Here is a 15,413-nt window from a genome sequence, read left to right as displayed (position 1 = left end):
CTATCGTAGATAGCTTGGCGGAATTTTTCTAGTTGTGTCAGGATCATCACGTCAATGATTTATCGATTACTTTCATTGACTTTACGGCAGTCAGTGTTACTGCTGACTGCTTTTCTCCAGCCTTTTAGTCCAAAGTCCAGTTAGTCTCTGGCTTTTGCTTTATTTATTATAATTTTTTGACTCTGCCATGAAACGATCTGACCTCAGTCAAGATACTTATTTTTTAAGTATTTTTTATGTGACTACAGAATGATGAACAGAAAAGATTTGATAGGTTTCCTAGAAAGCATAGGTAACTGCGCCACAAACACCAGAAAAGTTTGAATGGGTGCTAACCATGCAATCAATGAGGAATCCAAATGTTTTATCACAATAAGAAATTACAGTACTTCACACCACCAGAAAAACCAGATCCAGTCTATGCGAAAAAAATGCAAGAACTCATCGGCGGTACTTTTGGTGAAATGACCGTAATGATGCAGTACCTGTTTCAAGGTTGGAACTGCCGCGGCCCCGCCAAGTATCGAGATATGTTGCTAGACATTGGTACCGAAGAAATCGGTCATGTTGAGATGCTAGCCACGATGATTGCCCATCTGCTAGATAAAGCACCAATCAAATATCAAGAAGATGGTGCAAAAGATCCAGTTGTGGGTGCCGTCATGGGAGGTAGTAACCCAAGGGATGTGATTACGGCGGCCATGAACCCACAACATGCCATTGTCTCGGGTGGGGGTGCCATGCCAGCTGACAGCGTTGGTTTTCCGTGGAATGGTCGCTTTATCGTTGCTAGCGGCAATCTTCTAGCAGATTTTCGCTCTAACCTCCATGCCGAATCTCAGGGTCTCATGCAGGCTGTACGGTTGTATGAAATGACGGACGATCCAGGGGTGAAAGACCACCTCAGCTTCATGATTGCCCGTGATACTATGCACCAAAACCAGTGGCTAGCCGCGATTGAAGATTTGAAAAGTGAAGGGTTTGAGGAGACAGTTGTTCCTAGGGTTGCATACGAATATGGCAAGAACGAGTTTGCCTATCAGTTCTGGAATCATTCTGAGGGTGAAGAAAGTGCCCAAGGGCGTTGGGCAAAAGGCCCTTCAATGGATGGTAAAGGAGAATTCCAGTATGTTGCAAATCCCCAACCTCTAGGCCCTGAACCGCAACCACCACAGCCCGATCCAAAACTACATGCTACACCCCAAACTCCACAACAGCAGGATAATGGTGCCGACGCACCTCCCGCAGTTAGAGTTGAACGTATCGGCTAAATAGTGATACGCAGTTATTGCGAGATACTAGCACGGGCATCTTACCTGTGCTATTGCTTTATAAGTAAAATAAGTCTTCTACTCAAAGCAAGCTTGATGGGAACATATTGGTATTGATGGTGAAGTGCAGCGATCGCATCAAGGAAGTGTAATGTTGCTGTTGTTAGCGCCGATCTAGCTCACACCCCATATATTTAAGAAGTGTCGAGCTAATTAACCTTATTAATCCCAATTTTCAGTTCATTTTTGCTGTGTTTCAACTTTCTCCAGAGCATGTGGATCTGCTCGTAAGCTTCGTCAGGAGAAAGTTTTCCACCAGTTTCTAAGTTGGCGATGTAACTAACTTTGTGAGCAAATTCCTGAAGGTTGGCATTAAACACTAAGTTCTCTGGCTTGATTTCACCGTAGTAGCGACTACGAGGGTAAATAAAGCTGTCTTTGTCTTTTTGGTTAATCTGTACCATCAGCTTGCCCCACATTCACAACCTTCTTTTGAAGACTTATCGGGCATACTCTAAAAATTTACGCAACCTCATTTCATAAGTATTTCAAAGCAGCAAAAGCAGCACAAATGAGGTTAAGCGTCAAACAAAGTAAAGCCAGTATCAGCTTCCGTAAGGAATCTACCACTCGCTAAAATCCAGATTTGGGGATTTGCTTGGAGTAACCACGATAATAGTCGCGATTCTAGCGCAAAATTCATGGGATTTAGATGTCAGCAGAGGATAATATTTTTGTAATTCTTATCATTGACTACAATTTTCCTCACTGATTCCACAAGTTTTCCACAGAGATTTTACAGGTTTTCCACAGATGTTCTACGAGCTAATCAGTTCTTGCAGTTTTACTGGGGATTTTTACTCCCAGAGGGATGAGACAGAAAAGACCGAGTTTATATTAAGTAACGTAACAAAAAATAGCACCAAACATTGATAATTACGTACCAAAATATTTTTTATACAAGCTTTTTTAACATTTCGCAGCATTGACAAACCCACCCCCTATTGACGCACAATGATGCGGCTTGCCTTTTTTGTACTCTGTTCAACTATTGTTGCAGATTGTTAGGCAGGCAGTCTCATTACCAGCAACTTGTCCATCTTGATTGACCTCAGAGAAGGAAAATCTCATGAAAACAACGGTTAGCATCTTCACAGAAATTCCTGAAGCACTCGATGAATCTCTGAAAAAGTACTTAGAAACACATCCCGATTGGGATCAAAACCGAGTATTGACGGCAGCCCTGTCATTATTTTTACTTCAAAATGGAGACAGCGATCGCCGCGCTGCCCGCGTGTATTTGGAAACTTTGTTCCACCACAGCTAAATAGAAATGTTTTGTACCGATCTGCCAGAAACAGCTAATTTACCAGACACCCCCAAGCGCTGTTCTGGCTCATACACATACTTTATGGGCACGGCATACAGTGCCCCCTCAATAAATTGTAGGTATAGGAAGCGATCGTCGAATTGGGGCAATATCACAACAAAAAATAAATGGTATTATTCCTATTTTTTCACTTTGTGAAAGAAAAATACCATCTTTATGTGTATATACGCAAAGCAAATTGCCGCAGTCATCGCGATGTTTTTTATTTAAATCCCTTGTCGAAAAAGTAATTAAAAACAAGGGTTTGCGATTGTTTACTGCCGGATTTAAAAGCAGATTATTTACTTGTACTTACGTCCAGAGTCAAGAGTTAATTATACTTAAAAACTCTAGACTAGAGACGAGTGAAGATTCAAGAATTAGTTTCCAACTGCGGAGAGTGAGTAGGACATTCAAACTTATATCCCACACCACGTACAGTTTGGATTAATGCTGGTTGGCTAGCATCGGCTTCAATTTTCTTACGAATTTGACCGATATGTACATCTACAACTCGCTGATCGCCAACATATTCATAGTCCCAAACCTCTTGAATCAGCTCTGCTCGTCGCCAGACTCGACCAGGATGGCTCGCTAAAAAATGCAGCAAGTCAAATTCTAGAGCAGTCAAGGGCACTGGTTGGTTATTCAGTGACACCTCCCGTCGGACTGGGTCGATCATCAGCTTTTCAAATACCAGGCGTTTCTGTTCGGCGGTAGTTACAACCCGCTGTCGCCTCAAAATTGCTGCTACTCTGACTTCTAGTTCTCCTAGCCCAAATGGCTTGGTGAGATAGTCATCAGCACCTTTAGCAAAGCCACGAATCTTGTCAGCCTCATCTGCACGGCTAGTGAGCATGAGAACAAAAACACCATTACGACTTTGCATCTCTTGGCAGAGGTTGAATCCAATTACATCTGGTAGATTCACATCTAGAATCACCAAATCTGGATTAAATTGCTCAAATAACGCTAAGGCTGTTTTACCATCCTCAGCAGCTTCTACCTGATAGCTCTGCTTGATCAAAAAGCGTTGGATTAAATTCCGAACCGCTGGGTCGTCATCAACTACAAGAATCTTGGCGGGAGCCATGACCATCACTTTGCACAAAAATTCGTAAGATTAACAAGAGAATTGCGTAAAAACACAGTTTCCACTTTGGGGGTTGTTTAAGAATCTACAAGGGCTAGGAATAAATTTCCAGATTATCCAAATAATAGTGTAATCAGGATTTTGGACAATGAATGCAAAAAGATTTTGTTAGTTATCCCGCACTAAAGTACAGGTACTATATCTAGTTGCTCTATATTGTTTGAAGTTAGCCATAGTAGTTCGGTAACCTAGGACACTTTCCTATCCCAATTATGTGGTGATTTAAAACTTTTCAATTTTAAATCTATATGCGGATTGACACCACAATTTACTTTGCAGATAATTCATAAAAAATGTTCAAGGCACGGTAAATTGCCAAATCTGAAACAAAAAAGTTAATTTTTTCATAAAAAATACGTTTTAGGTATCCATAGCTTAAATTCTAGGGTAAATCCCTCAATGGTCAACGACATGAGGGGATACACGGAGTTCTGGCAATATGTTAAAGTGGCTGTAGTTAAAATGCCCAGGTTAATCTAACCCGTGCTACTATCCTGGTAGAGCATAAATATAGGTCGATGCGTTTAGTTTCGATCTAGATAAAACATAAAGTTGTTTTTCCTTAAGCGAAAGACTGCCGCTGACTAAGGCTAAAGTATAAACTCCCATGAGCGATCAAAATCCCTACGACAAACTTGGGGTATCAGAAGATGCTAGCTTCGATGAAATTCAGGATGCTCGCAATCGCCTATTGGAGCAGTACAGTGGCGATGGTAAGAGTGTAGAGGTAATTGAAGCTGCTTACGATGCGATTTTAATGGATCGCTTACGGATGCGTCAGGAAGGTAAAATAAAAGTGCCTGAGCGTATCCGGTTTCCAGAGCTACGAATACAATCGCCTCTTAAAGAAAGTCCAGCCCCTCGCGAGCAGTCACCTGCATGGCTGCAACGAATGCTGGATCGGCCATCACTTGCAGATGTACTGCTACCTGGAGCTTGGTACTTGGGTTTGAGTTCCATCAGTGTATTTTACCCAGCTGCTGGCGATCAAGTTTTGCAGTTGGTGTTAGTGGTTGGGGTAGGAATTAGTATTTACTTTCTTAATCGGAAAGAAGGTAAATTTGGACGAGCAGTTTTGTTCACACTAGTCGGACTAATAACAGGCTTAATTATCGGGGGAATCTTTGCTAGTTGGCTCTTGCCGCAAGTACAATTCCTCAGCTTGAGACCCAATCAGTTGGCTACGGTACTGACATTTATATTGTTGTGGTTGGTTAGTAGCTTTCTACGTTAAATCACTTTTTGGATGTTGGATGGGTAACGAGCAATAAGTAATTGGTAGAATTGTTTGTTATCTATAATTCTTGCTTTCAAAGAAACAGACTCAAGAAGATATCTGGGTTTTAACAAAACTGATTCAGTTATACTCTGGCTCGCTCCCCCTTCCCTAATAGGGAAGGGAATTTTAATTTATGATGATTAAAGCGATGCTCCAGACTTAAGGATTAAATCTACAGCAAAGTTTAAATCTTTCACAATTAGATCGGGGTGATAAAGTTCTAACTGAGCGCGATCGCGTATACCAGACTCTACAGCCATCACCTTAACACCGTGTTTTTTAGCAGCAGTGATATCGGCTTCGGTATCCCCCACCATCCAGGTATCAGCTGCGAGGGGTAGTTCTTCTAATGCCCTAGCCATCAACAAAGGCTTATCTTCGATATCACGAGTTTTAACATAGTCGTTGCTGAGGCAATAACAGCGGTTTTCTGGGAAAAATCTAGCTAAATCGTGTTTTTTAAAAGCATATTCTAATTCCCAAACTCGGCGCATTGTCATCACTGCCAAATCGATGCCAGCCTGTTGAATTTTTAACAGTGCCTCTACAGCACTTGGTACGAGGCTGTCGTAGTCGAAATAAGGTTGTGTATGCACTGTCTTTCGCCGTAACTGGGCGAATTCTTGTGCTTGTGCTTCATCTAGACCAGAATTTAAAGCAATTTGTTTTTCGGGAACCCGCGATCGCTTTAGCTGCCAAAATTCTGCTTTAGCAAGTTGTTGCACTGGTTGATCTGGTCGTCGGGTTTTCTCCAGGCAAAATTGATAAACGCGATAATATCGTTCGGAAACATCAATAATGGGGCCGTCGAAGTCAGTAATTAGTCTCAGCATCGGCGGAAAATGTTAATTTTCTTTAAGATTATCTTACCTAGGTGTCAATAGTCATTACTCAATGGTGAAGAAGGCAGAAGGCAAGGAGGTAGAAGGCAGAAAACCAGCCTTCTGCTTTGTTTTTTGAAAGCAAACTCATCTATTTACCATGTCCATTCACAAAATTAAAAAACAATGGCTAGTTCTGGTGGTACTGGCTTTCATATCTGCCCTACTGCTGGCGATCGCATCCACAGCATTGAGTATCTATTCTTACGGCAACAACAGTCATAATATCAAAGCAGAGGCGGCAATTGTTCTAGGGGCGGCAGTTTGGGGAGAAGAACCATCTCCTGTTTTCAGAGAACGAATCAACCACGCTATCAATCTATATAAAAAGGGGAATATTAGTAAAATCATTTTTACTGGCGGAGTTGGCGAAAGCAATGAACACGCTGAAGCCATAGTTGGTAAACGCTATGCTATGGCGCAACAGGTAAAAGCAACTGATATTCTTACTGAAACTGAATCTCGCACAACTCACCAGAACCTGAAAAACGCTCTTGTGGTAGCATCTGCTTACAAATTAACCAAGTTTCTCATAGTTAGCGACCCATTGCACCTGAAGCGAGCTGTGTTAATGGCACGAGATTTAGGAATGGATGCATATCCATCTCCCACACCTTCCACCCGCTATCGCAGTGTTCGCAGTCAGATGGAATTTCTCGTGCGAGAAACTTATTTTTACTTTGTTTACCTTGTGTTTAAAATTTAACTGCCAACTTGCAAATCAAAAATAAAGGATAAAAGCTAAAGTATATTTCATTGTTTATCGTTCTTCCTTCAACCCGGAAGGCAAGACGGAGTAGTTGAATAAGTACCAGTAACTGACCAAAAAATTTTGCTAATGAGAATGTGGGCTGCGACAGTTGTATTAACTTCTTCTTGGCTGATAGCTGGGGTCATGGCTTCTATTTCTAAGCCAATCAATGCTACTTTGGCTTTCACAGACAATGCTATGGCATCTTCTCAGTCAATTTCTCAGTTAAGTAATACTAAACCGATTGCTGTTAGTAAAGCTGAGTTTGGAGTACTGAGAGTTAGCTTGAATGGTAAAGGTAATTTTACCCCTACTACCAGAGTGCTACTAAATCAGGGTGGTAAATACGGCTGGCGTATTCAACTTAAAGACTATAAGGGTGAAGTAACGTGGCGAGAAGTTTTACGATTGCCAAAACGTCCAGAAACCTGGGCTACAGATGATGGTGAAAACTTCTCAGTATCAAAAGACGGTATTGAAGCTGTAACCAAGCGCACAGAATTAGTATCAAATGGTGTGATTGAGAATTTTTGGACAATCACTCCTGGCGATCCAGGTGGTAAGCACACAATACAAGTCTACGTTGACGATCGCTTGATTGCTGCTTTTGAGTTTGAAGTTATTTCTCTGAGAAGCTAATAAAAAGTTAATTTTTTTAATTAATAAATTTCTCTCAATGCTGAGAGAAATTTTCCTTTACAGCTTAACTACGGACAGTTAAAGCCAGACGATGTGCCAGCAATTCTTTGGCTCGTTCTGCCCATTGGCATTCTTGCTGTTGAATTTCACGGAAAAACTCGCTTAGTTCGGTATCTCCGTTTTCTTCTGCATCTTGGGAGTAAATTTCATAGGTTGCAGCTCCTTCCAAAGCATGGTATAGGACGCTAACCAAGTCGTATAGTTCGTCACTGGTTCCAGTGGTGCGATCGCCGTTCATTGTGTTAGTCATGTGATATCCTCCGAATCAGAAATGTTGTGTTTTTCTAGAAAGTGCGAACAGATACCGATCGTTACTAAGAGAATCTTCTCTAGTACTCTGATAGTAAGTTTTATGTGGCAAGACTATCAGATTTGTATGGTTATCCTAAAAAGATATAACTACTCTTTCTTCTAGCTAACGAAGGTAATAATTTCTTGGCTACTCTTCCTTAAAGAAGGTATCAGTATTAAATTGAAATGTAAGTCTGAATACAAGTTATTTATAAAGGGTTCTTCAGTTTCGCTTATCAGAATTTTTATATAATCTAACTGTGTAGACGTGCGGCGACTTGTAATTTAGATATCACTCACAAGTAAACTGCGAAGTATCTTGGAGATAGAGGTTTATATTTGTTGAGTGGCGATCGTGAATACAGAAGAATTCATGCGGCTGATCGAGAAACAGCGCTCATGTCCCCAGACACTGCCAATAGCGTTGCGAGCAATGTGGTATGACAAGAAAGGTGATTGGGACAAAGCTCATGACACAGTCCAAAATGCCAGTGATGCCGATAGTGCCTGGGTTCATGCCTACCTACATCGCAAAGAAGGCGATTTGAACAATGCTCGTTACTGGTATCGGCGCAGTGGTCAGCCAGAGTTTGTAGGAGAACTAAGCCAGGAATGGCAACAAATTGCTTCTTTATTACTGAAGAAGGTCAACACGACGCATGGATGTTGAAGTACTAAAGAAACTTTATGCCGCAGGGGAGAAATATTTTCCAGCAGCAAACTTAAGTAGAGCCAAGCTGATTGGAGCCTACTTGCCTGGAATAAATTTATGGGGAGCAAATTTGAGCGGCGCTAATCTAGCTAGAGCTAAACTTTGGGGAGCAGACTTGAGTAGAGCTAACCTAGCTAAAGCAAATTTGACCAGAGCTAATTTGAGCGGTGTAAAACTAAATGAAGCGAATCTTCGGGGAGCTAAACTCAACAATACCAAGTTGTATGGAGCGGATCTTAGTGGAGCTTACTATGATGAAAGCACCCGCTTTTCTAGAGGCTTTGATCCTATCAGTAGAAATATGCGGAAGTTATAAGTCAATTTAAGGGAGAAGTCAGAATTCAGAAGCCAGAAGTCAGGAGGATTGTGTATTCTGGCTTTTAGCTTCTGAACAGCAGTTGCTACAACTGTTTTGACCAAAACAACGCACTGAGTTTTGATGATTGTTGACTGATTACTGTTGAATAAGGTATTAACTTTTGCTCGATTCCGATCTAAGAGTGTTTAGGCAGTTTCTCTACCATAAACTGCGTTAGTAAGCTTGATTTTTTTCCAGTAAAGACTGGCATTTCTTGCCAGCAATGACGACAAAACCAAACAATTTCGGAACTACGCAGATGTGCTAAAAGCAATCCAGAACAACAATGGCAGTAATTCATATTTTTCTTCAATCTAAATTATAAATATGACATCCTACTTGTGTGGCTAAGAGGATGTTGAGAAAATTTTTGCTGAAACATTTTGTCTAATTCTAAGTCTAAATTAAGCTTTTTTTGAAATAAAAGCAGTCTGAAAAAGACCTTTATAGTTATGACTTGGAAAATAACAAAAAAATTAATTTGTAATATTTAGTTAGAAAAAGTCATATAGATGAGATTTATTCTTAATCGCGATTAGTACAGTTATCTTACCGAGGTTACGAATAAGATTTTTTAACGAACTACATTGATGAACCATTGGAAGTTCCTCTTATAAGTCATTTACAAATCTTTTTCTATAAGACTCTTGACAAAAGTGCAATTTTCTTATTTCAGCAATCAGCTAGAGGAAATGAGAATATCTCTATCTAAAGACATAAATATTTTTTACAAAAGATAGTTGCTCGTAATACATCCACTATGCGAAAAGATGTGTAACCTATTACTTTCCCCAAAATCAAGAGAGACAAAATTTGTCAAGCAACTATTTGGATGACCATAGACCTTTAAAAGGTAAAGCAAAGAATAAATACATTTAATACTTGACTTTAAACAGCATCAAAAAGCACAATGTTTCAAACAAGAGTTTCAAATTTCAATACGAGAAAAACTAATATCGGTCACAAATAATCTTGTGAGGTCATAACTTATAGTCTGCTGATGTAAATGCAACCAAACTGTCTGTTTGCTGACTCCAGATAACGGTACTGGTAAATAAAATGACGCGCTCTCCCAACTCAGGAAACGATAGAGAACCATCTAATCCTCGTTTGTGGCTTCTCCTTTTAAGACGTACTAGTGTTGTTCTAATTGTGCTTTTGCTTACAGGAATTGCAGCAGGTGTTTGGTGGGCGAGAAATTATGTATACAACGATTTAGCACCGCTAGTAGAGCAAAATCTGGAGCAATTGCTTGGACGACCAATAAAAGTGGGGAGAGTTACAAGTTTTTCGCTTTCTAGTCTGAGATTTAGCTCTTTATCGATACCAGCAACTGCTACAGATCCAGATCGAGTGACAGCAAAAGCAGTGGACGTGCAGTTTTCGCTATTATCAGTCATCTTAACCCGATCGCTGCCATTAGATGTCACATTAGTTCAGCCTAATGTTTACTTGCAACAGGATCGCGCTGGTCGCTGGGTCAGGACTGAAGTTAAATCCAAAGAGGGACAAGGTGCTATTCAAACACAGTTGCAGACACTAAAGATTGTTGATGGAAAAGTGGAGTTATTACCAGCCCCCGCCCCAACTAAACCGAAGGGTTCTGTAGTCATCAATGGATTCGGTGGTGTTGCCCGATTTTTACCTAATAACAAAGGGGTTAATTATGACATAAATGGGCAACTCGCTAGAGGAGGTGGAGTTAAAATTGCTGGTGAAACACAACTAACAACACAACAAACCAACCTCAAACTTTCAGCACAAAGTTTACAAGCATCTGATGTGACTCGTTTAATTGAGTTACCAATTGCCTTGCAAGCTGGGCAAGTAGATGCTGACTTAGGAGTTCAGATTCAAGCTACTCAGCCTGCGGAAATAGCGATTACAGGAACGGCTACCGCTAATCAAGTCACCGCCCAAATTCCCAATCTTCCCCAAAAATTTGCTAATTCTAATGGGAAATTAGAATTCCAAGGTCAGAAAATTGCTTTAGATAATCTGAGTACGAACTTTGGCAAAGTTCCGCTACTGGCAAATGGAGCGATCGATACTAAAAAAGGTTTTAACCTCTCAGCTCAGATAAAATCAGTTACTGCTAAAAATCTCTTAGACACGCTGAATGTAAAATCGCCAGTCTTAGCAGCTGGAGAAGTACGAGCAGATGTCAAGGTACAAGGGCCGCTTCAGCAACCAGTTCTCAGCGGTACGGCAAGCAACACAAAACCTATTCAAGTCGATCGCATTCTATTCCAAGCTGTCAATACCGATTTCCGTTTGAGTGTATCTAAAGCTGCATCTGAAATTGCCGTTGACAATCTGAAATTAGTCCCAGCCGCAGGTGGTGAAATCACTGGAAGCGGTCAAGCCCAACTAGGCGGTCGAGTAAACTTTAACATTGATGCTGAAGGAGTGTCAGGGGATGTACTGGCACGCAGCTATGGCGTTACTCCACCTATCAACGTTGGCAATGTCTCAGCGACAGCAGAAATTTCTGGCTCACTTGGCAAACAGCCCTTGACACTTGACATTTCTAGCGTTCAGGTGAAGCCACCAGCCGGAGGGCAAATTGTAGGAAGCGGTCAAATGCAACTGGCTCCTCAGGGCAGCGTGGTGTTTAATGTGAAAGCACAAAATTTACCAGGGGATGCGATAGCTAAAACTAACAACACCTCATCCACAATCAAAGTTGGTACTGTCTCGGCAAATGCCAAGATTTCCGGCACTCTAGGGAACCTGCGGGCAGTAACGCAAGTACAAGCACCCGCTGCCACTTATCCGACTACAGGACAAGTTGCGATCGCTCAACAAGGCAATAGTATTCTAGTTCCAAGTGCTGTTGTAAATGTGGCAGGCAGTACAATCAGAGCCAGAGGACAGATTGCACAACAACGCTGGCAAGCTTTTGTCAATACCGGACAAGTACAATTAAGCCGTTTTAAGCAGATTCCACCTCAGTTCCAGGGAGTCTTAAATAGTGCCTCAGCGAACTTGTCAGGCAGCACTACTTCTTTCCAACCCTCAACCATTCAAGCTACAGCACAAGCAAACTTGAGCGTGGCGGGAGGTACGGTTAATCTCAGAGACTTTAACCTGAATGCTGGTCGCTGGCAAGGAGTTGTCAACGCTTCCCGAATCCAACTCAACCGTTTCTCACCACAACTAACAGGACGGCTGAACAGTAACGTCCAGTTGGCAGGTACAACAGCATCTTTCCAGCTTGCAGATATTCGAGCCGCCGGACAAATCCGCGCCCCCCAAGGAATAGCACAGCTAGCGCAACCGCTGACAGCCCAATTTCAATGGAACGGCAAGCAGATTATCGTGCAACGGGCGACAACGCCCGGAGTTAGTGCTAATGGTGCGATCGCAGTACAATTACCAGAAACGGGTACGCCCAAAATCGCCGGATTTAATTTGAATGTGCTAGCGCAGAATTTTAACCTCAACAATACTGGTGTTAAAGTTCCTGGAGACATAGCATTATCAGGGTTTCTTGATTTTAATGGCAAAGTTACAGGTACTCCAGAAATTCCCCAAGCCAATGGCAATATCCAACTGCGGAATTTCAATGTCAGTAATTTGGCATTTGACCCAGTTTTAACTGGCAATGTCAATTTTCAAGGAGGACAGGGGGCAAGTCTGCAACTTGCTGGCAAACAAGACAGAATAGCGCTTAACTTGGGTGCAAATTATCGCCCAACTTCATTTTTAGTCAAACGCGGTCAGGCAGTTAGCACCGGGAGAACTCAAGGAGATAACTTAATCGTCAACGCTCAACAGTTTCCTATAGCTCTTGTTGGCGGCTTTTTACCAGACAATCGCTTGAAACCTTTAGGAGGACAATTATCTGGCAACTTAGTTGTTAATCTTAACAACTATGCAGTTGACGGAAACGTTGCGATCGCCCAGCCTCGGATTGCCAGAGTCTCAGCAGATGAATTTAGAGGTAATTTCAATTATGCCGATGGGGCTGCTAACTTGACTAACGGTCAACTACGGTTAGGAGAAAGCATCATCGCCCTCAGTGGAAATTTGCAAACAGGCAATGACCCGAAATTTCAAGTCCAAGCAGATTTTAATCAAACCAGAATTGAGAGACTTTTACAAGCGTTCAATATCTTCGACTTTCAAGACTTCGGTGGAGGATTGGAGGCTCCAACGTTAGCGGGAGCTGAAGCACTCGACACTATGCCTGTGAGATTACCCAATGCAGATTTGCAAACACAGTTAGAATATTTCTCAAAAATTCAAACATCGGTAACACAACAACAGCAACAAGAGACAAAACAAGCAGCAACTTTACCCACCCTTGCAGAATTAACAGGTGCTTTAACTGGCTCAATTACAGCATCTGGCTCGTTAAAGTCTGGATTGAATGCTGGCTTTAATTTTGAAGGTGCTAACTGGCAATGGGGTGAATACTCTATCAACGAAGTCATTGCTAGAGGCAATTTTGCAGATGGTGTTGTGACACTTTCGCCATTAAGTGTTGGAATCGATGGAGGACAAGTAGCTTTTTCCGGACAATTAGGAACCGAACAACTATCCGGACAGTTGCAGGTAGCTAGTCTACCTTTATCACTTTTACAGCCTTTTATAGAAAAATACCCTGTAGATATAACCGGTCAAGTAAATGCTGTTGCTAACCTAGCAGGTAATTTAAAAGATCCAAAAGTTGCTGGACAGGTGACGCTAGCAAATGCGACTTTAAACAAGCAACCCGTACAAACAGGACAGGTGAAATTTGGCTACAACGATGCGCGCCTGAATTTTGATAGCAATTTACTGCTGACAGGAACACAGCCAGTTGCAATTACAGGTAGCGTACCCGTTCCGTTGCCATTTGTGACAGCGCAACCAGATAGCAATCAAATCAGCGTTAACGCCAGCGTGCAAAATGAAGGTTTATCACTATTAAATGTGTTTACCAACAATCAAGTTAGTTGGGTAGACGGTCAAGGGCAAGTAGATGTTAACGTTCGGGGTACTTTAAATCAGCCAATTATTAATGGCAATGCCACACTCAACAATGCTACTTTTCGCGCTCAAGCGTTATCTAACCCACTTACGAATGTCACAGGAGAAGTGCAATTTAACGGTAATACGCTGAATGTCGAAGGTATTCAAGGTGTTTATAATAATGGGCAAATAACTGCATCAGGAATCCTGCCGATTTTTACTCCTGGGGAAGGTGCAGCCAATCCTCTGACAGTATCAATTGAAAAACAACTGGATTTTCAAATTCCAGAATTATATCAAGGTGGTGTCAGCGGTGATGCTGTAATTCGGGGAACAGCACTCAAACCTCGAATTGGTGGAGAAATTAAGCTAAGTGATGGTCAAGTTCTGATTGGAAAATCTGCTACTACTACCTCACAACCAGCAGCTTCAACAGAAAGTAATACTCGCACCGTAACTCTAGCAGAGGCTAATAACGCTGCAAATACAGCAGAGGGAAATAGTAGTGCGGCAAATACAGCAGCAGTGGGAAGTAATAATACTAATACAGCAGCGACTAGCACTAGTACCACAAATGCAGCGCCAACTTCACCCAAATTACCTGTAGAGTTTGCAGATTTACGGCTAATTTTGGGCGATGATGTTAAGGTTACTACTCAGTCCCTACTGGGTTTTGTGCCTGGAGCAGCAGCCTTTAGTCAGCCGATATTAAGTTTTAACGCAAAAGGTGAATTAACTATCAATGGGACTTTAGCCAAACCGCTGCCTGAAGGAGTGATTAGTCTGACAGGAGGACGAATCAGCTTGTTTACAACTGAATTTACTTTAGAACGCGGCTACGAACAAACCGCACGGTTTACTCCTAGTCAAGGACTTGACCCAACTTTGGATGTGCGGTTGCTGGCAATTGTACCTGAAGCATCGGCAACGAGCAATCGAATTTTGGAATCTCCTTTGTCTGCTGAAATCAGCGATGCTTCTGTTTCTGCTAATGACTTTGGTACTTTACGTACCGTTCGCGTTCGAGCAAGAGCGACAGGGCCAGCTAGTGAATTGAGCGATAATTTGGAATTGACGAGCGAACCTAGCCGTAGTCGAGGAGAAATCGTCGCATTGCTGGGTGGCTCCATTTTGAATAATTTTGCTCAAAGAGGAGATGCAGGACAAGGGCTGACTAATTTTGCCAGTTCTACTATTTTAGGTAGTCTGCAAGGAACCATTACTGCGATCGGACAGGCTGTTGGTTTTAGCGAATTTCGGATATTTCCCACCCCTGCCTCTAATCAAGCATCACGAGCTTCGGTTCTTGATTTGTCAGCAGAAGGTGTGTTTAATGTTAATAGGAATTTGTCTGTTTCTTTATCGCGGGCTTTTTCTAGCAATGAGTCTTTCCGTTACAATCTACTCTATCGACTTAATGATGAAATTCTGGTGCGAGGCTCAACTAATTTGGATAATGAAAGCCAACTCATACTTAACTATGAGACAAGATTTTAATTGATAAATAGATAGGTATAAATAAATATAATATGGACTGTCATTGCGTTCGCGTAGCGTCTCGTAGAGAGGAACGAAGCAATCCCAGTCATTGCGATTGCTTCGTCGTTCCTCCTCGCAATGACACGTAGCAGAATTCAGGAGTCAGAATTCAGAAGTAAAACAGGCTTTATCCCTGACTTCGAGACTTAAC

The 15,413-nt window shown here is 41.8% G+C and carries 14 protein-coding genes; 8 read left to right on the top strand and 6 right to left on the bottom strand.

What is annotated here, in order from left to right; all coding sequences use genetic code 11:
• Positions 1 to 359 precede the first annotated feature (359 nt).
• Positions 360 to 1,271 (top strand): manganese catalase family protein, encoded by a 912-nt coding sequence (locus tag RMY31_RS04435; protein ID WP_322657068.1) that lies wholly within the window; start codon positions 360 to 362, stop codon positions 1,269 to 1,271.
• 209 nt (positions 1,272 to 1,480) lie between these two features.
• Here the strand turns inward: RMY31_RS04435 and RMY31_RS04430 are convergent, their stop codons facing one another.
• Both RMY31_RS04430 and RMY31_RS04425 read right to left on the bottom strand, forming a co-directional pair.
• Positions 1,481 to 1,750, bottom strand: coding sequence for a hypothetical protein (locus tag RMY31_RS04430; RefSeq protein WP_409877304.1), 270 nt, complete (start codon positions 1,748 to 1,750; stop codon positions 1,481 to 1,483).
• A gap of 98 nt (positions 1,751 to 1,848) precedes the next feature.
• On the bottom strand, positions 1,849 to 1,974 hold the full coding sequence (locus RMY31_RS04425; RefSeq protein ID WP_409877302.1) for a hypothetical protein: 126 nt from the start codon (positions 1,972 to 1,974) through the stop codon (positions 1,849 to 1,851).
• A gap of 426 nt (positions 1,975 to 2,400) precedes the next feature.
• On the opposite strand from RMY31_RS04425, the gene RMY31_RS04420 reads away from it, so the two are divergent.
• On the top strand, positions 2,401 to 2,598 hold the full coding sequence (locus RMY31_RS04420) for a DUF2811 domain-containing protein (protein WP_322657066.1): 198 nt from the start codon (positions 2,401 to 2,403) through the stop codon (positions 2,596 to 2,598).
• Here RMY31_RS04420 and RMY31_RS04415 read toward each other — a convergent pair.
• Both RMY31_RS04415 and RMY31_RS04410 read right to left on the bottom strand, forming a co-directional pair.
• Positions 2,595 to 2,756, bottom strand: coding sequence for a hypothetical protein (locus tag RMY31_RS04415; RefSeq protein WP_409877300.1), 162 nt, complete (start codon positions 2,754 to 2,756; stop codon positions 2,595 to 2,597). The genes RMY31_RS04420 and RMY31_RS04415 overlap by 4 nt on opposite strands.
• 257 nt (positions 2,757 to 3,013) lie before the next feature.
• Positions 3,014 to 3,733, bottom strand: coding sequence for a response regulator transcription factor (locus tag RMY31_RS04410; protein ID WP_322657065.1), 720 nt, complete (start codon positions 3,731 to 3,733; stop codon positions 3,014 to 3,016).
• Positions 3,734 to 4,400: 667 nt separating this feature from the next.
• On the opposite strand from RMY31_RS04410, the gene RMY31_RS04405 reads away from it, so the two are divergent.
• Positions 4,401 to 5,027 carry a CPP1-like family protein gene (locus RMY31_RS04405; protein ID WP_322657064.1) on the top strand — a complete coding sequence of 209 codons (627 nt, stop codon included), beginning with the start codon at positions 4,401 to 4,403 and terminating at the stop codon, positions 5,025 to 5,027.
• 185 nt (positions 5,028 to 5,212) lie between these two features.
• Here the strand turns inward: RMY31_RS04405 and RMY31_RS04400 are convergent, their stop codons facing one another.
• Positions 5,213 to 5,905, bottom strand: a complete 693-nt coding sequence (locus RMY31_RS04400) for an HAD family hydrolase (protein WP_322657063.1) — start codon at positions 5,903 to 5,905, stop codon at positions 5,213 to 5,215.
• Positions 5,906 to 6,053: 148 nt separating this feature from the next.
• On the opposite strand from RMY31_RS04400, the gene RMY31_RS04395 reads away from it, so the two are divergent.
• Together RMY31_RS04395 and RMY31_RS04390 are read left to right on the top strand one after the other, a co-directional pair.
• Positions 6,054 to 6,659: a YdcF family protein gene (locus tag RMY31_RS04395; protein ID WP_322657062.1), complete on the top strand. Its 606-nt coding sequence runs from the start codon at positions 6,054 to 6,056 to the stop codon at positions 6,657 to 6,659.
• Between the two features lie 132 nt (positions 6,660 to 6,791).
• Positions 6,792 to 7,343, top strand: a complete 552-nt coding sequence (locus tag RMY31_RS04390; protein ID WP_322657061.1) for a hypothetical protein — start codon at positions 6,792 to 6,794, stop codon at positions 7,341 to 7,343.
• Positions 7,344 to 7,407: 64 nt separating this feature from the next.
• Here the strand turns inward: RMY31_RS04390 and RMY31_RS04385 are convergent, their stop codons facing one another.
• Positions 7,408 to 7,653, bottom strand: a complete 246-nt coding sequence (locus RMY31_RS04385; RefSeq protein ID WP_322657060.1) for a hypothetical protein — start codon at positions 7,651 to 7,653, stop codon at positions 7,408 to 7,410.
• 396 nt (positions 7,654 to 8,049) lie between these two features.
• Between RMY31_RS04385 and RMY31_RS04380 the strand changes: the two genes are divergently transcribed.
• The 3 genes from RMY31_RS04380 (at position 8,050) to RMY31_RS04370 (ending at position 15,220) form a co-directional block, all read left to right on the top strand.
• A complete protein-coding gene (locus RMY31_RS04380; protein WP_322657059.1) occupies positions 8,050 to 8,364 on the top strand; it encodes a hypothetical protein in 315 nt (104 codons plus the stop codon).
• Positions 8,354 to 8,722, top strand: a complete 369-nt coding sequence (locus RMY31_RS04375) for a pentapeptide repeat-containing protein (protein WP_322657058.1) — start codon at positions 8,354 to 8,356, stop codon at positions 8,720 to 8,722. The genes RMY31_RS04380 and RMY31_RS04375 overlap by 11 nt, the downstream gene beginning before the upstream one ends.
• A 1,101-nt stretch (positions 8,723 to 9,823) precedes the next feature.
• Positions 9,824 to 15,220, top strand: a complete 5,397-nt coding sequence (locus tag RMY31_RS04370; RefSeq protein WP_322657057.1) for a translocation/assembly module TamB domain-containing protein — start codon at positions 9,824 to 9,826, stop codon at positions 15,218 to 15,220.
• The last annotated feature ends 193 nt before the right edge of the window (positions 15,221 to 15,413 follow it).

This window comes from Dendronalium sp. ChiSLP03b (assembly GCF_034531165.2).
Classification (GTDB): domain Bacteria; phylum Cyanobacteriota; class Cyanobacteriia; order Cyanobacteriales; family Nostocaceae; genus Dendronalium; species Dendronalium minutum.
The sequence above is the reverse complement of the archived record's forward strand: the minus strand, read 5'-3'. Positions and strand labels throughout refer to the sequence as shown.